Consider the following 15,945-nt stretch of genomic DNA (forward strand, 5'->3'; position numbering starts at 1 on the left):
GGTGACCGCGCTCAAGGCCCATGAAGTGGCGCGCTTCCTGGCGCGCCCGGATCTCGGCGAGGGCATTTTCCTCGCCTATGGGCCCGATGGCGGGCTGGTGCGCGAGACGGCGCAGAGGCTCATTCGGCATCTGAGCGGTGACGATCCGGCTTCGGCCAATGTGACCATTTTCGACGGGCCGGAATTGCAGGCCGATCCGTCCCTGCTGGTCCTCGAAGCCCGTTCGGTCTCGCTGTTCGGCGGCAAGCGCATCATTCGCGTGCGCAATGCCACCAAGGCGCTGGTCATGCCGCTGACCGAGCTGCGCGACGATCCCGGGGGCACCGCCATCGTCCTTGAGGCCGATAATCTCACGCCCCGCGATGCCCTTAGAGCATTGGTGGAACAGGCGAAATTCGGCCGGGCCCTGCCCTGCTACCCCGATACCGACGAAACCCTGATGGCGCTGATGCGCGAGACTTTCAACCAGGCCGGCATCCGTACCGACAGCGATGTGGTACCGACGCTGCGCGAAATTCTCGGCAATGACCGCGAAGTTACGCGCCGGGAACTCGAAAAACTCACCCTCTATGCCGCCGCCAGCAACGTGTTGACCCGCGAGGACGTGCTGCTGCTCTGCGCCGACAATGGCGCCTTAGCCATTGATTCCATTCTCGATTCTACCGGCGGCGGGCATGCCGAAAGGCTCGAGCTGGCGCTCAACCGGGCGCTGGCGGCCAACGTCAACCCGCAGCAATTGCTGGCCATGCTGAACACCCATTTCGCCAATCTCCGGCGCTGGCGGGTCGAGGTGGACGCGGGCAAGCCGCCCCGCGCGGTGCTGGAGGGCCAGCGCCCCAAGCCGCATTTTTCGCGCATCGGTAATCTGGAGCAGCAATTGCGGTTGTGGACGGATGCCAGCCTGGCCACCGCGAATGAACGACTCCTGAACGCGGTTTCCGACACGCGGCGTCGTCCTGCATTGGCGGATGCCATATTGCGCCGCACCACGCTGGCGCTCTGCATGATGGCCGCGACGCATTAGACAATGAAAAACCGCCCCCGAAGGGGCGGTTTCACGTGGAACAGCTTTTCTATCAAGCGCTTAGTTGGTCCGGCCGGTCAGACGAAGGCATATGTCGTCGAGCTGCTCGAGCGTCTTGTAACGGATTTCGATGCGGCCCCCGCGCTCGGAGTGATTGAGCGCCACGCTGAGGCCAAGGGCATCGGCCAAACGCCGTTCCAGGGCCAGTGTATCGGCGTCGCGCGGGGTGCTTTCCGTCGTCGGCTTGCGCTTGGGCAGGTCGCGCTGCTGGCTGAGGGCTTCGGCCTCGCGGACCGACAGCCCCTTGTCAACGATCTGCCGGGCCAGACCCGCCGGATCCTCGACCGTGATGAGCGTCCGCGCATGGCCGGCCGTCAGCGTGCCGCTGGCCACCATGCCGCGCACATCCTCGGGCAGGCGCAACAGGCGCAGCGTATTGGCCACATGCGAGCGCGACTTGCCGATCACCTGGGCCAGGTCCTGCTGGGTATAATCGAACTGCTCGATCAGCTGGCCATAGCCCATGGCCTCTTCGAGCGGATTGAGATCGGCACGCTGCACATTCTCGATGATGGCGAGTTCCAGCGCCTCCTTGTCATCCACCTCGCGGATGATGACCGGCACATCGTGCAGGCCGGCCTTCTGGGCCGCGCGCCAGCGGCGCTCGCCGGCGATCAGCTCGAAAATATTCGGATCGTCTGTCGGTCGCACCAGGAGCGGCGACATCACGCCTTTTTCGCGGATCGAGTTAGTCAGCTCCTCGAGCTGCTCGGCATCGAAGCTGCGGCGCGGATTGGCGCGGTTGGCGATGATGAAATCGACCGGCAGCTTCTTGCTGCCGGACCCCGTTTCGGTCACGCGGGCGCCTTCCATGGCGGCCATGTCGCCGATCAACGCCGCCAGGCCCCGGCCAAGTCGAGTGGGTTTGTCGGTCATTATCGGCTCCTAGGCAGCATTCAATCGCCGCTCGCGGCGAATGACTTCGGTGGCAAGGCGCAGATAGGCCTGGCTTCCCGCACATTTGAGATCATAGAGCAGTGCCGGCTTTCCGTAAGATGGCGCTTCGCTGAGGCGGACATTGCGCGGGATAACGGTCTCATAGACGAGATCGCCCATCTCGCTGCGCACGTCGTGCAGCACCTGCTCGGAAAGATTGTTGCGCTTGTCGAACATGGTCATCACCACGCCCTGGATCGAGAGGCGTGGATTGAGCGTCGAGCGGATCTGCTCAATGGTCTGCAGCAGCTGGCTGAGGCCTTCCAGTGCAAAGAACTCGCATTGCAGCGGCACCAGCACCGCGTCCGCCGCGACGAGGGAATTGACGGTGAGCAGGTTGAGCGAAGGCGGGCAGTCGATCAGGATATAGCTGACTGACTGGTCGTTGATGCGCAGCTCGTCCATCTGCTTGAAAGCATTGCGCAATTTGAACGCGCGATCGGCCTGCCCGGCAATGGTGAGCTCGACGCCCAACAGATCCATGGTCGATGGCACAATAGCCACATTCGGCACGCTGGTCATGATCGCTGCCTGCGGAACACTGGCTTCGCCCACCAGCACGTCATAGGCGGACAGGGCGCGATCCGTGCGCGAAATGCCGAGCCCCGTCGAGGCATTGCCCTGCGGGTCAAGGTCGACAATCAGCACGCGCTCGCCGATCGCGGCAAGCGCCGTCGCCAGGTTAATGGCCGTCGTGGTCTTGCCCACGCCGCCCTTCTGATTGGCCAAAGTCAATATCCGGGGTGCCAAATTGGCCTCCGTGTGCCGCTAACTCACTGATTTTCCGCGCAAATTCGTGATTTCGACAATCACGCCGCCCGGATCGGTGTCACTTCTGGTTATTAACACGTCATGATGCCACTGCGCACCCGATTCCGTCAGCTCTTCAACATGTTCCCGCCCTTTGTGCAGTAAAGCACGGGTATTGGGCCCGAAAAACGGGGCCATCCAGGCACATAATTGCGGCAAGGCGGCTAGGGCACGCGAGGTGATGACATCCGGGACGCCTGTTTCACGTGAATCAGTCTCATCGCTGCGGCGACCAATCACCGTAACATTGAGTCCGAGTTCGCGGGCGACGGTGCGTAGAAAACTGACCTTGCGGGCCGTCGGCTCGATCAGCACGAAATGCCGGTCGCTCCCCTTCGAGCCAATGGCCATAGGCAAAGCCGGAAAGCCGCCGCCACTGCCGAAATCCAGGAACAGGCGATCGGTTGGTCGCGTCAGGGCAAGGACCTGCAGGCTGTCTGCAAAATGACGTGTCCAGACCTGTCCGAGTGTTTCACGTGAAACAAGATTCTGTACGCTCTGCCATTTTGCCAAGAGCTTGGCATAGGATTCTAGATCGGCTGCCACCGCCTCGATGGGACGAGCGCAACGGCTGGCATAGGGTTGAATGACGGAGAGATCAGCCATCAACCAGCCCTGCGCAAATCGCCACGACGGATGACGGCGAGGAGCAGCGTGATGGCCGCCGGCGTCATGCCGTCCATGGCCTGGGCCTGGGCGATGGTCTGCGGCCGGTGTTGTTCGAGTTTCTGCCGCAGCTCCATGGAGAGCCCGGGAATAGACGTATAGTCCAGTGCATCAGGAATGACGCGCTGTTCGTCGCGCCGGACACTCTCGATATCGGCCTTCTGCCGATCGAGATAGACCGCATATTGGGCATCGATGGAAACCTGTTCCATGATCGACATCGGAATGTCCCCCAGCTGCGGCCAGAGCCGAGTCAGGTCGTCAATTTCGATATCGGGATAGGACAGGAGGTCAAAAGCCGTGCGTCGCTTGCCATCCTCATTGACCATCAGCCCGGCCTTGCGGGCCTCATTGGGGGATGCCGACAGGGTGTCGAGCAGGGCACGCCCGGACTTCAGGGCCGCTGACTTCTGCCGATAGGCCGCTTCCCGCGCCTCACCCACCAGGCCCTTTTCAAGCCCCAGACCGGTCAGGCGTTGGTCCGCATTGTCGGCCCGCAAATGCAGGCGGAACTCGGCCCGCGAGGTGAACATGCGATAGGGCTCGCTCACGCCCCGCGTAACCAGGTCGTCCACCATGACGCCGAGATAGCTTTCGGTGCGGGAAAGGATCATCGGATCGCGGCCCTTGGCCGCCAGGGCAGCATTGGCCCCAGCCAAAAGCCCTTGGGCGCCCGCCTCCTCATAGCCGGTCGTGCCATTGATCTGGCCGGCCAGGTAAAGACCCGGCTGCTTCTTGACTTCCAGTGTCGGCCGCAATTCGCGCGGATCGACATAATCATATTCGATGGCATAGCCCGGCCGGATGATCTGCACCTGTTCGAGACCCGGCATGGAACGAAGGAAGGCCTCCTGCACATCCGCCGGCAGCGAGGTGGAAAGGCCATTGGGATAGACGGTGCTATCGTCCAGACCCTCGGGTTCAAGGAAGATCTGGTGGCTGTCGCGATCGGCAAAGCGGACGATCTTGTCTTCGATGGACGGACAATAGCGCGGGCCGCGCGACTGGATGCGCCCTGAATACATCGCCGAGCGATGCAGATTGTCGGCGATGATGCGATGGGTTTCGGCCGTCGTGCGGGTGATATGGCAGGAAATCTGCGGCGTCGTGATCGCCGTGGTCAGGGCCGAGAACGCCTCCGGCGGATTATCGCCCGGCTGCTCTTCAAGCACCGCATAGTCAATCGACTTGCCCTCGAGCCGCGCCGGCGTCCCGGTCTTGAGCCGACCCAGTTGTAGGCCAAGTGCCTCCAGACGGGTGGAGAGGCCGAGCACCGGCTTCTCGCCGACACGGCCGGCAGGAACGGTTTCTTCGCCGCGATGGATGAGACCACGCAGAAAGGTGCCGGTGGTAAGAACCACAGCCTTGGTCCCATAGCGGCGGCCATCGAGCAGGCGCACGCCGGAGATGACGCCATTGGTGACTTCCAGGTCGTCGACCTCGCCTTCAATCACGTCGAGATTTGGCTGGGCGCTGATGGCCGCCTGCATGGCCTCGCGATAGAGCTTGCGGTCGGCCTGGGCGCGCGGTCCGCGAACCGCTGGACCCTTGCGCCGATTGAGCACGCGAAACTGAATGCCGGCCTGATCGGCGACGCGGCCCATCAACCCGTCCAAGGCGTCGATCTCGCGCACGAGGTGGCCCTTGCCCAATCCACCAATGGCAGGATTGCAGCTCATTTCGCCAATGGTCGCGAAGCGATGGGTGATCAGCGCCGTTGGGACGCCCAGGCGAGCCGAGGCCGAAGCGGCTTCCGACCCGGCATGGCCCCCGCCGACAATGATGACGGCATAGTCAGTCATGGCAATTTCTCCGAGGCGCCTGACATAGGCCAATGTTTCACGTGAATCAATTGCGGACCTGCGTGGGGGTTGTCGGTCAATGTTTCACGTGAATCAATTTGCAGCGGACAGGCGGGTTCGCGCTTCACGTGAATCACGGCTGTGGATCATTTTCCGATGCAGAAGCTGGAGAAGAGCCGATCCAATACGCCTTCGGCATCGATGCGACCAATCAACCGTTCAAGGGCGGCCGAGGCGCGGCGCAGCGACTCGGCAGCCAGCTCCCAATCTCCAAGCGCGGCTCTGGTCTCGGCTAGCGCCTCAAGTGCGGCAACCAGCGCATCACGGTCCCGCGTATGGCTCACCAGCGCCGGCTCGCCACCCGCCATGCCGTCACCGAGACGACCCAGGCGTTCGATGAGGGTTTCAAGCCCCTGCCCGGTCTCGGTCGATACGGAGAGGTCCTGGCCCTTGACCGGGCCAATATCGGCCTTGGTGCCGATGGTCAGAAGCCGCCCCCGCGTTTCGGGTTGCGCTACATCCTCAGCGTCCGGCGCACGGAGCCAGAGCACGATATCGGCTTCGTTGATGGCTCGCTCGGCCCGGCGAATGCCCTCGGCTTCCGCACGGCTTTCGGTTTCCCGCAGACCTGCCAGGTCGAGCAGGATGAACAATTGCCCGCCAATATCGAGCGGCACTTCGCGCACGTCCCGGGTGGTGCCGGCCTCGTCCGAGACAATGGCGATGTCCGACCGGGCCAGGGCATTGATAAGGCTCGATTTGCCGGCATTCGGCGCGCCGGCCAGCGCGACCCGAATACCTTCGCGGACGATGCGCCCCGACTCCACCGAGGCCAGCGCCGCGGCGATGGCCACTTCGAGATCCGACAGCTGTCGCTGCCAGCTCTCCGGCAGGTCTTCGGCCACATCGCCTTCGTCGGAAAAGTCGAGCCGCGCCTCGATTTCGGCGCGCAGGTCGAGCAGCGTATCGCGCCAATGGTCGATTTGGTCAGTCAGCCGCCCGTCATAGCGCGCCAGCGCCTGCTGGCGCTGTTTCTCGGTATCGGCATTGAGGAGATCGCCCAGACCCTCGATTTCGACGAGGTCGAGCTTGCCATTTTCAAAGGCGCGCCGGCTGAACTCACCCGCTTCGGCCAGGCGCAGTCCGAGGCTCCGCAGTTCGCTGAGGATGGCCTTCACACCTGCCGGCGATCCATGCACCTGCAATTCGGCGCAATCTTCGCCGGTGAAGCTGTTGGGCGCCGGGAAGAAGGCGACGAGGCCCTGATCGAGCCGCTGGCCTTGACCGATATGACGCAGGCTCATGACACGTGGCCTGGGGACGCCGCCGGCAAGGGCATCGAGGGCCCCCCGGACCAATGGCCCGGACAGGCGGATTACGGCAACACCTGCCGGCAGGGAGCCGGAGGAGAGCGCCATGATGGTGTCGCCCGCCTGCATGTTCGGCTCCCGAGCGCCCCGGTCAGGTATTCATCGAATCGAAGAAATCCGAATTGGTCTTGGTCTGCCGCACCTTATCGGTGAGGAATTCCATCGCGTCGATCGTGCCCATCGGGTTGAGGATGCGGCGCAATACATACATCTTCCTGAGGATATCGGGCTCGACCAGCAGCTCTTCCTTGCGGGTGCCGGACTTGTTGATGTCGATCGCCGGGAAGACGCGCTTGTCGGCAACCTTGCGGTCGAGCACGATTTCCGAGTTACCGGTGCCCTTGAATTCTTCGAAGATCACTTCGTCCATGCGGCTGCCGGTATCGATCAGCGCGGTGGAGATGATGGTCAAAGAGCCGCCATCCTCGATATTGCGCGCCGCGCCGAAGAAGCGTTTGGGGCGCTGCAGGGCATTGGCATCCACACCGCCGGTCAGCACCTTGCCCGAGCTCGGAACGACGGTGTTGTAGGCGCGGCCGAGACGGGTGATGGAATCGAGGAGGATGACGACGTCGCGCTTGTGCTCGACCAGGCGCTTGGCCTTTTCGATCACCATTTCGGCGACCTGGACGTGGCGCGAGGCCGGCTCGTCAAAGGTCGATGAAATGACTTCGCCGCGCACCGAGCGCTGCATGTCGGTCACTTCTTCGGGACGCTCGTCGATCAGGAGAACGATGAGATAGCATTCGGGGTGATTGGTGGCGATCGATTGTGCGATATTCTGCAACAATACGGTTTTACCGGTACGCGGCGGCGCAACAATCAACGCGCGCTGGCCCTTGCCGAGCGGCGCAACCAGATCGAGCAGGCGCGCCGAACGATCCTTGATGGTGGGATCGGGCAGTTCCATGCGCAGGCGCTCTTCGGGATAGAGCGGGGTGAGGTTGTCGAAATTGACCTTGTGGCGGACCGCCTCGGGGTCTTCAAAATTGATTGTCGAGACCTTGAGGAGGGCGAAGTAGCGCTCGCCTTCCTTGGGAGAGCGGATCTCGCCCTCGACCGTGTCGCCCGTGCGGAGGCCGAAGCGGCGGATCTGGCTGGGGCTGACATAGATGTCGTCAGGACCGGGGAGATAGTTCGCATCGGGCGAGCGCAGGAAGCCGAACCCGTCCGGGAGCACCTCGACCACGCCTTCGCCAACAATGTTGATGTCCTGGGCTGCCAGTTCCTTGAGGATGGCGAACATCAACTCCTGCTTGCGCATGGTCGATGCGTTTTCGACCTCGAGTTCCTCGGCAAAGGCCAAGAGTTCAGCCGGGGACTTGGCCTTGAGCTCACTGAGCTTGATATTCTGCATGTAGCGAAACGACCCTTGAGGGATATCGAAGAGACTGGGCAGTCGAAGGATTGGGGAAGTTCGGCACCGCGCAGCAACCGGGCGGTCGCGCAATCAGGGGATGCCTTGCCCCCATGTAGCGTGATCCGGCCGGTGTTTCAAGGTTGAAACAAGATCGCACCCCGATTCACGTGAAACTTCGTCTCGATCAACGCGGATGCGACCACGCCATTTAGAACGGCTTGACGATCACCATGATGACGATGCCGATCATCAGAACGGTCGGTACCTCGTTGATCATGCGGAAATATTTCTGCGGCCGGTCATTGCGATCCTCGGCGAAGGCCCTGGTGTGACGCACCAGGAGGCCATGATAGCCCGAGAGCGCCAGCACCAGGGCGGCCTTGACCCAGGGCCAGACCGAACCCCAGTCGATAATGCCCTGCCCCACCATGGCGAGGCCGAAAATCCAGGTGGCGATCATCGCCGGGGTGGTGATGGCGCGCAACAGTCGGCGCTCCATGACCTTGAAGGTCTCGGACTGCACCGAGCCGGTTTCGGCCACCGAATGATAGACGAAAAGCCGCGGCAGATAGAGCATGCCCGCCATCCAGGCGATCACCGAGATGACATGCAATGCCTTGAACCATTCGATCATGAGATAATCCCTCAAGCCCCTTTGACCAGCGCGATCAGCCGCTCGACATGGGCGATCGGCGTTTCGGGCACGATGCCGTGGCCCAGATTGAAGATATGCGGCCGATCGGCAAAGCCGGCCAGAATCGCGCGCACCTGATTGTCCATGGCCTCGCCGCCAACCACAAGGCGCAGCGGATCGAGATTGCCCTGGACCGGGAGATGGGCCGGCAGGTGCTGCCGCACGAAATCGACCGGCGTGGCAAAATCGATACCCAGCGCGTTAACACCGGTGGCCTCGGCAAAGCGGCGGAGATTACCCGCCGCCCCCCGCGGAAAGCCGATCACCGGCGCGTTGGGCACGCGCCGGCGCAACCCCTCCACGATACGGCGATTGGGCTCCATGACCTGGCGGGCAAAAGCCGCATCGTCCAGATTGAGCGCCCAGCTTTCAAAGAGCTGGACCACATCGGCACCCGCCTCGAATTGCGCCGCGAGATAATCGATCGAGGTGTCCACCAGCACATCGATCAGCTTTTCGAAAGCCCCGGGATGCTCCAGGGCGAACTTGCGGGCCGTCCATTGATCCGGAGAGCCGCGACCACCCAGCATATAGGTCGCCACCGTCCAGGGGGCTCCACAGAACCCGATCAGGGTCTTTTCCGGTGGCAGGGCCGCCCGAAGGCGCCTGACGGTTTCTAGCACCGGCGCCAGATGGCTCATGGCACGGTCACGATCGAGGCCCTCAATCCCCTTGGCATCAAGCGGCTCGAGCAACGGCCCCTCCCCGGTCGCAAAGCGGACGGATTGTCCCAGCGCATCGGGAATGACCAGAATGTCGGAAAACAGGATTGCCGCATCGAGATCGAAGCGCCGCAGGGGCTGCAGGGTCACCTCGACAGCCAGCTCAGGCGTGTAGCACAGCTCGAGAAAGTCACGCGCCTGCGTGCGGGTCTGGCGATATTCGGGCAGGTAGCGACCCGCCTGCCGCATGATCCAGATCGGAGGGCGTTCCTGCCGCTGTCCAAGGACAGTGTGCAGAAGTGGCTTATGCGTCACCGGAGCCATCCGTTCATCCCTTCCAGACCCCAAAAGAGTCTTTCTTGCTTCGCTTCTTTATCTTTATGGCGGTGTTTAGCTGCAATTCATCGTGCTCCACAATCGCACCGCCCGGTGACACTTGCGCGCAGACCATGGTTAACGAGATGTGAATCCAGCCTGTGGGGATCACAGTTCGCGGTCCCCGCCCAATTGATTAACGAAAGGTTAACCCGGCGCTTGCCGAGTCAATGATTCGATTCCTGCTGTGGATGACCCTGCGGAAATCCAATTTGCCGGCACCGCCGCTTTCCCCAGACCTTTCCACGCCGGTTTTCGAGCGCCGGCTGAAACGAGCTGTTAACAAATTATTAGCCAAGTCGCACAACTTGGCGGGCGCCCCAAACTTGCCTGACAAAGTCACAGATCGGCCTTGAGCTGGGGATGACTGTGTGGAAAAACTTCTCTCCATGCTCATCCTTGCCTCCGCCTCTGCCACGCGTAAAGCCTTGCTGGCCAAGGCTGGGCTGCGTTTCGCCACCCATGTCGCCAATGTCTACGAGCGGGCACTGGAAAGCGAGGCGCTTGCCGCCGGCGGCGACGCTCGGGACGTGGCTCTGCTCCTGGCGCGGCACAAGGCGGCCGCCGTCTCGGCCCATCACCCTGCCGATGTCGTGATCGGCGCTGATCAGACCTTGTCCCTGGGGCCAGAACTTTTGCACAAGCCGGGGTCCCGCGCCGAGGCCATCGCGCAGCTCGATCATTTGCGCGGCAAGACACATCGCCTGCACGCGGCCGTGACCCTGGTGCGCGATGGGGTCCTGCTGTGGTCCGACATGCAGACGGCCGAACTGACCATGCGGGAATTTTCCGCGGCGGAGCGCGACCAGGTGCTCGAGCTCGAGGGTAACGATATCCTGGGTTCTGTCGGCAGTTACCGACTTGAGGGCCCCTCAATTCGGCTCTTTGAGACGGTAACCGGCGACTATTTCACCATTCTCGGCCTGCCCCTGCTTCCCCTGCTCGCCGCTTTGCGCGATATCGCTCCCGAGCTTCTCGAGCCCCAGGATTAAGCGTTGACCACCAAGGCCTTTGTCATCGGGCATCCCATTGCCCATTCGCGCTCGCCGCTGATCCACGGCACCTGGCTGGCCGAACACGATATTGATGGCTCCTACGAGGCTATCGATGTGGCACCGGCCGACCTGCCGGCTTTTTTCGAACGCCTGCGCTCGGGCGAGTTCGCAGGCGGCAATGTCACCGTTCCTCACAAGGAAGCGGTCTTTGCCCTTTGCGACAGCGTCGATGACCTGGCGCGTACGATCGGGGCGGTCAACACGCTGGTGGTGCGCGACGGCAAGGTGCATGGCACCAATACCGACTATCTCGGTTTTCTTGGCAATCTCGACGCCAATGCGCCCGGATGGTCCGATGGGCCCAATGACGCGATGATCATTGGCGCCGGCGGCGCCGCCCGCGCCGTGCTGGTGGCCCTGCGCCGCCGCAATGGCGGCAAGGTGCATGTCCTCAACCGCACGCTCAAGAATGCACAAACCCTGGTCGAGGAGATCGACGGCCCCTTTTCGGCCCATGGATTTGAGGACTTTGCCACCCTGGCGCCGCGCATTGGCCTGGTCGTCAATACCAGCGCCATCGGCATGCACGGGACCAGGTTCGACTGGCTCGACATGAGCCTCCCGCCCAAGACGGCGCTGGTCACCGACATCGTCTATACCCCGCTCGAAACCCCCCTTCTGGCCGAAGCGCGCGCGCACGGCCTGCGCACGGTCGATGGTCTGGGCATGCTGTTGCATCAGGCGGTGCCGGGTTTTGAGGCCTGGTTCGGCGTCCGGCCCGAAGTGACGCCGCAATTGCGGGCCCGGGTCGAAGCAACGCTGGATCATTGATCATGCTCAGGATCGGCATCACCGGCTCCATCGCAACGGGCAAGTCGACCCTGCTCGAAGGCTTCAGGAAGCTGGGAGTGCCGGTCTTCTCGGCCGACGCGGCCGTTGCAGAACTCTATGCCGGCGCTGCGGTCCCACAAGTGGAGGCGCTGTTTCCTGGAATAGCGCGGGATGGCGTGATTGACCGGCAGGCACTGGCGCAGCGGCTCGCGGCCGACCCCTCAGGCTTCAAGCGTCTCGAAGCGGTGGTGCACCCGCTGGTGCGCGAGCGCATCGCGCAGTTTCTCGACGGTGCCGAACAGGCCGGGAATGCCCTGGCGGCAGTGGAAGTGCCGCTCCTGTTCGAAAGCGGCTACGACTATGGTTTTGATGCCATTGCCGTGACCTATGTCGATGAGGCGGTGCAGCGCCAGCGCATAATGGCGCGGCCGGGTATGACCGTGGAAAAGATGGAGAGCCTGCTTGCCCGGCAGATGCCGCAGGCCGAAAAGAAAGACCGGGCCACCTGGCTCTTCGATACCAGGCGATCCCCGGCGGAGATCGACGCCGAAATCGCGGCCCTTGTGGCCCATATCCGTACGAAACGGCAGGATTGATGATCAGGGAAATCGTACTCGACACCGAAACCACGGGACTTTCGCCGCAAGGCGGGGACCGGCTGGTCGAAATCGGCTGCGTCGAGCTGATCAACCATATCCCCACCGGCAAGACCCACCACGTCTATATCAATCCCGAACGGTCCATGCCCGAAGAAGCCTTCCGGGTGCATGGTCTGAGCGATGAATTCCTGGCCGACAAGCCGGTGTTCAAGGCGGTGGCCGAGGATTTCCGGGCCTTTATCGGCGACGCGACGCTGGTCATCCACAACGCCCCCTTCGACATGGGCTTTCTCAATGCCGAACTGGAATGGGCTGGCCTGCCACGCCTGACCAATGAGGTGATCGACACGGTGATGGTGGCCCGGCAGAAGCATCCGGGCGCTCGTGTCAGCCTCGATGCCCTGTGCAAGCACTATGGCATCGATAATTCCCGCCGCACCCTGCATGGCGCGCTGCTCGACAGCGAGATCCTGGCCGAAGTCTATCTCGAGCTGATCGGTGGCAAGCAGGTGAGCCTGGCGCTGGTGGCCGAGGTCGAGACCAGTTCGACTGGCCAGATGGCCGCGCGCATCGCGGTGGCCCAGCGGCCGGTGCCCTTGCCGGGCCGGATCAGCGCCGCCGAAGCCGAGGCCCATGCCGCCTTCGTGGCCAAAATGGGCGAAAGTGCCATCTGGGCTCAATACGCCGCAGACGCGGCCCAATAATCCCGCAGCCAACAAAAAGCCCCGGCGCAAATCGGGGCTCCTGATTCTGGATGGCCGAACCGATCAGTTCGGCTTGGGGGCTTCGCCGGCTTCCGGCGCCGCTGCGCCACCCTGCTGGGCGGCCAGCTTGGCCAGGTTCTGCCGATAGATGGCCGAGAAATCGACCGGCTCCATCATCAGCGGCGGGAAGCCACCCTGCTGGGTGACGCTGGCCAGCACCTGCCGGGCAAAGGGGAAGATCAGCCGCGGGCATTCGATCATGAGCAGCGGCGATAGCTGGTTTTCCGGCACGTTCTTCAAACGGAAGATGCCGCCATAGACCAATTCGACATTGAACAGCACGGTCTCGTCGCGATTGGCCTTGGCATTGAGCGTCAGCTCGACCGCATAGATCTCGTCATTCTGCTTTTTCACGCCGACCGAGATCGAGACGTTGAAGGCCGGATTGGCACCGCCGCCAAGCAGCGTGCCCGGCGCACCGGGATTCTCGAAGGAGAGGTCACGGATATACTGACCCACAAGGTTCATGCTGGGCGCATTGCCGGGCTGCGGCGCTGCCGCGCCCTGGGTATCATCGGCCATTATCTGGTCCTTCTAGATGCAAAATTCAGGCAATTGTGGCGGTGTGGCTAGCACTTTTGGCCAAGCCGAACAAGCCGAAGGGCGCCCTAGCGGTCCTCGCGCCAATCCTCGTCCTTGAGATCGATGGCTTTGGGCTGGCTCTCCCAGGGGTCGTGCGGGTTGGGATGGCGGCGGTAGCTGGTGGTGGTTTCCACCACCGTGAAGCGGCCGGCGAGATTGGCAAAGATCACGCCCCGCACCGCCGGGATCAGCAGCGCCAGCGCCACGATGTCACTGAGGAAGCCGGGCAGCACCAGCAGCACCGCGGCAACACCGATCAGCATGGCGTCGAACATGGCGCGGCCCGGCACCGTGCCGGCATTGACGCTGTTGCGCATGCGGGTGATGACGCCCAGGCCCTGCTGGCGCAGCAGCACGGCGCCCATGATGGCGGCCAGGATCACCAGCGCCAGGGTTGGCAATAGACCAATGGCGCGGCCGACAACGATGAACAATGCGATCTCGATCAGCGGCAGCAGCAGAAAACTGAAAGCTATCAGGCGGGCCAAGGTCTCTTCCTTGTCTTTGGCAGCAGGGCGCGCGGCAAAAACGCCACTCGCCCCATCGTGAACTGGTTTCGAGCTAAAGCTTTGCCTATATATAGGCCACAGATGGCGCAGAACGAGCGCCACCCAACATTTTTGTCGACGCCTCCCGCGCAAGGTGCCCTTTTCATGGACGACTTTCTCGATCTGCCGACGCTGATTGCCATTGCCGTTGCCGTCTTCGTACTGTTCCGGCTGCGCTCGGTGCTGGGCACCCGTACCGGCAATGAACGCCCGCCGGTGGACCGCAGCCGCTCCACGCCGACCGAAAAGAACGCCAATGCACCGGCCAATGACGAGACGGTGGTGCAGATGCGCCCGCGTCCCACCCAGCCCGATCTCGACGACGAGCGGCGGGCGCGCAAGCTCGAAGCCGAGATCGAACAGGCGGCCGAAGGCAATGCCGAACTCGCCGCCGGCCTCAAGGCCGTGGCCGAGGCCGATCCGACCTTCTCGCCCAAGAGCTTCCTCGAAGGCGCCAAGCAGGCCTATGAAATGATCGTGACCGCTTTTGCCGAAGGTGATCGCCAGACGCTCAGGAACCTGCTCGACAAGCCAATCTTCGAAAGCTTCCAGCGCGCCATCGCCGAGCGCGAAAGCGAGGGCAAGACGGTCGCCTTCACCTTTGTCGGCCTGCCCAAGGTCGCCATTGTCGATGCCGAATTCGACAAGAAGGACGTGACCGTGACCGTCGATTTCCATGCCGAGGTAGTTTCGGCCACGCGCGACAAGGACGGCAATCTGGTCGAGGGCAATGCCGACCAGGTACAGACCATCGCCGACGAATGGACTTTCGCCCGCAATCCCAAATCGCGCGATCCCAACTGGAAAGTCGTGGCCACCAGCCAGCTCGACTGATTTTCGCGGCGGGCCGTTCCATGACCAAGCGAGGCTCCAGGCGCCTGCCGCATGACTTCCACCTGTGGACCAGCGTGGCCGCAACGGTCGAACCGCTGCGCCGCAAGGGGCTGATGCGCCTCGGCACCGGGACCCTGCCCGTGCCGGAAGCCGAGCCGGAGCCGGCGGTCAAGACCCCGCCACGGCCGCTCAAGCCCGGAAAACCCTTCCTGCCGCCCTATCAGGCACCGTCCGCTCCGGTCACGGTGACCGAGAGGGCCGTTGACCCCGCCATTCATAAAAAGGTCCGGCGCGGCCGCATCGACATCGATGGCAGGATCGACCTGCATGGCATGACCCAGGCGGTGGCCCGCGAGGCGCTGCGCCGCTATATCGCCGCCTGCGCGGCGCGCGGGGACCGCACGGTGCTGGTCATCACCGGCAAAGGCGCGCGGACCGACAATGACTATATCGCGGCCATGACCGAGCGGGGCATCTTGCGCACAATGTTGCCCATCTGGCTCTCAGAGCCGGGGCTGGCGCATCTGATTTCGGGCTGGAGCGTGGCGGCGCGCGGCCATGGCGGCGAGGGGGCGTGGTATGTGCGCCTAAGGCGGCAATGACCCCGCTGGGTGCCAAATTGCGGAGCCTGCGCGAGGCCCGCGGTATTTCCCTGAAGGAAATGGCCGCGGCGCTCAATGTCTCGAGCGCCTATCTCTCGGCGCTGGAACATGGCCGACGCGGCCAGCCGACCTCATTCCTGCTCCACCGGATCATCGCCTTTTTCAATGTCATCTGGGACGAGGCCGAGGAGCTGCAGCGCCTGGCCGAAATCTCCGACCCCAAGGTGACCATCGATACTGGCGGGCTCACGCCCGAGGCGACGGAACTGGCCAACCGGCTGCGCGACGACATCGCCCGGCTGGAAGCCGAGGACCTCAAATTCCTGCGCGATGAACTGGTCAAAAGAGCGGGAAAGAAGCGGTAGCTGAGGCTGGCGCGATGCTACTTCCTCCCCCTTGCGGGGAGGGCTGGGGTGGGGGATCGGCGAGCA

18 protein-coding genes are annotated in these 15,945 nt (G+C 63.0%); 8 read left to right on the forward strand and 10 right to left on the reverse strand.

Annotated elements, in window-relative coordinates; all coding sequences use genetic code 11:
- The first annotated feature begins 1 nt into the window (after nucleotide 1).
- Nucleotides 2-1,024, forward strand: a complete 1,023-nt coding sequence (gene holA / locus K1X15_RS20015) for a DNA polymerase III subunit delta (protein ID WP_220305288.1) — start codon at nucleotides 2-4, stop codon at nucleotides 1,022-1,024.
- Between the two features lie 60 nt (nucleotides 1,025-1,084).
- Here holA and K1X15_RS20020 read toward each other — a convergent pair whose 3' ends face one another.
- The 8 genes from K1X15_RS20020 to hemE all read right to left on the reverse strand — a co-directional run bounded on the left by K1X15_RS20020 (nucleotide 1,085) and on the right by hemE (nucleotide 9,708).
- Nucleotides 1,085-1,960 (reverse strand): ParB/RepB/Spo0J family partition protein, encoded by an 876-nt coding sequence (locus tag K1X15_RS20020; RefSeq protein ID WP_220305289.1) that lies wholly within the window; start codon nucleotides 1,958-1,960, stop codon nucleotides 1,085-1,087.
- A 9-nt stretch (nucleotides 1,961-1,969) separates the two neighbouring features.
- Nucleotides 1,970-2,770, reverse strand: a complete 801-nt coding sequence (locus K1X15_RS20025; RefSeq protein WP_220305290.1) for a ParA family protein — start codon at nucleotides 2,768-2,770, stop codon at nucleotides 1,970-1,972.
- An 18-nt stretch (nucleotides 2,771-2,788) separates the two neighbouring features.
- Nucleotides 2,789-3,436 (reverse strand): 16S rRNA (guanine(527)-N(7))-methyltransferase RsmG, encoded by a 648-nt coding sequence (rsmG, locus tag K1X15_RS20030; RefSeq protein ID WP_220305291.1) that lies wholly within the window; start codon nucleotides 3,434-3,436, stop codon nucleotides 2,789-2,791.
- Nucleotides 3,436-5,298 carry a tRNA uridine-5-carboxymethylaminomethyl(34) synthesis enzyme MnmG gene (gene mnmG / locus K1X15_RS20035; RefSeq protein WP_220305292.1) on the reverse strand — a complete coding sequence of 621 codons (1,863 nt, stop codon included), beginning with the start codon at nucleotides 5,296-5,298 and terminating at the stop codon, nucleotides 3,436-3,438. Before mnmG ends, rsmG begins: the two co-directional genes overlap by 1 nt.
- Before the next feature lie 146 nt (nucleotides 5,299-5,444).
- Entirely contained in the window at nucleotides 5,445-6,737 is a 1,293-nt protein-coding gene (gene mnmE, locus K1X15_RS20040; RefSeq protein WP_220305293.1) for a tRNA uridine-5-carboxymethylaminomethyl(34) synthesis GTPase MnmE, read from the reverse strand.
- Nucleotides 6,738-6,759: 22 nt separating this feature from the next.
- On the reverse strand, nucleotides 6,760-8,025 hold the full coding sequence (rho, locus tag K1X15_RS20045) for a transcription termination factor Rho (RefSeq protein WP_198877763.1): 1,266 nt from the start codon (nucleotides 8,023-8,025) through the stop codon (nucleotides 6,760-6,762).
- Between the two features lie 211 nt (nucleotides 8,026-8,236).
- A complete protein-coding gene (hemJ, locus tag K1X15_RS20050) occupies nucleotides 8,237-8,662 on the reverse strand; it encodes a protoporphyrinogen oxidase HemJ (RefSeq protein ID WP_220305294.1) in 426 nt (141 codons plus the stop codon).
- An 11-nt stretch (nucleotides 8,663-8,673) separates the two neighbouring features.
- Entirely contained in the window at nucleotides 8,674-9,708 is a 1,035-nt protein-coding gene (gene hemE / locus K1X15_RS20055) for a uroporphyrinogen decarboxylase (RefSeq protein ID WP_220305295.1), read from the reverse strand.
- 422 nt (nucleotides 9,709-10,130) lie between these two features.
- Here hemE and K1X15_RS20060 point away from each other — a divergent pair, with 422 nt between their 5' ends.
- The 4 genes from K1X15_RS20060 to dnaQ are packed head-to-tail and all read left to right on the forward strand — an operon-like array spanning nucleotide 10,131 to nucleotide 12,888.
- On the forward strand, nucleotides 10,131-10,751 hold the full coding sequence (locus tag K1X15_RS20060) for a Maf family protein (RefSeq protein ID WP_240549583.1): 621 nt from the start codon (nucleotides 10,131-10,133) through the stop codon (nucleotides 10,749-10,751).
- 3 nt (nucleotides 10,752-10,754) lie between these two features.
- Entirely contained in the window at nucleotides 10,755-11,585 is an 831-nt protein-coding gene (locus K1X15_RS20065) for a shikimate dehydrogenase (RefSeq protein WP_220305296.1), read from the forward strand.
- Nucleotides 11,586-11,587: 2 nt separating this feature from the next.
- Nucleotides 11,588-12,181 carry a dephospho-CoA kinase gene (coaE, locus tag K1X15_RS20070; RefSeq protein ID WP_220305297.1) on the forward strand — a complete coding sequence of 198 codons (594 nt, stop codon included), beginning with the start codon at nucleotides 11,588-11,590 and terminating at the stop codon, nucleotides 12,179-12,181.
- Nucleotides 12,182-12,183: 2 nt separating this feature from the next.
- Complete coding sequence (gene dnaQ / locus K1X15_RS20075; protein ID WP_220307639.1) at nucleotides 12,184-12,888, forward strand: DNA polymerase III subunit epsilon; 705 nt, start codon at nucleotides 12,184-12,186, stop codon at nucleotides 12,886-12,888.
- A gap of 63 nt (nucleotides 12,889-12,951) precedes the next feature.
- On the opposite strand, the gene secB is transcribed toward dnaQ, so the two are convergent.
- Both secB and K1X15_RS20085 read right to left on the reverse strand, forming a co-directional pair.
- On the reverse strand, nucleotides 12,952-13,470 hold the full coding sequence (gene secB, locus K1X15_RS20080) for a protein-export chaperone SecB (RefSeq protein WP_220305298.1): 519 nt from the start codon (nucleotides 13,468-13,470) through the stop codon (nucleotides 12,952-12,954).
- Between the two features lie 86 nt (nucleotides 13,471-13,556).
- Nucleotides 13,557-14,018: an FxsA family protein gene (locus K1X15_RS20085; RefSeq protein WP_220305299.1), complete on the reverse strand. Its 462-nt coding sequence runs from the start codon at nucleotides 14,016-14,018 to the stop codon at nucleotides 13,557-13,559.
- 165 nt (nucleotides 14,019-14,183) lie between these two features.
- On the opposite strand from K1X15_RS20085, the gene K1X15_RS20090 reads away from it, so the two are divergent.
- From K1X15_RS20090 to K1X15_RS20100, 3 genes are read left to right on the forward strand one after another with little or no spacing between them, the layout of a single operon-like run.
- Complete coding sequence (locus K1X15_RS20090) at nucleotides 14,184-14,912, forward strand: Tim44/TimA family putative adaptor protein (RefSeq protein ID WP_220305300.1); 729 nt, start codon at nucleotides 14,184-14,186, stop codon at nucleotides 14,910-14,912.
- Nucleotides 14,913-14,932: 20 nt separating this feature from the next.
- Entirely contained in the window at nucleotides 14,933-15,514 is a 582-nt protein-coding gene (locus K1X15_RS20095) for a Smr/MutS family protein (RefSeq protein WP_220305301.1), read from the forward strand.
- On the forward strand, nucleotides 15,511-15,879 hold the full coding sequence (locus K1X15_RS20100; protein WP_220305302.1) for a helix-turn-helix domain-containing protein: 369 nt from the start codon (nucleotides 15,511-15,513) through the stop codon (nucleotides 15,877-15,879). The genes K1X15_RS20095 and K1X15_RS20100 overlap by 4 nt, the downstream gene beginning before the upstream one ends.
- Nucleotides 15,880-15,945 lie beyond the last annotated feature (66 nt).

The organism is Devosia salina (genome assembly GCF_019504385.1).
Classification (GTDB): Bacteria; Pseudomonadota; Alphaproteobacteria; order Rhizobiales; family Devosiaceae; genus Devosia; species Devosia salina.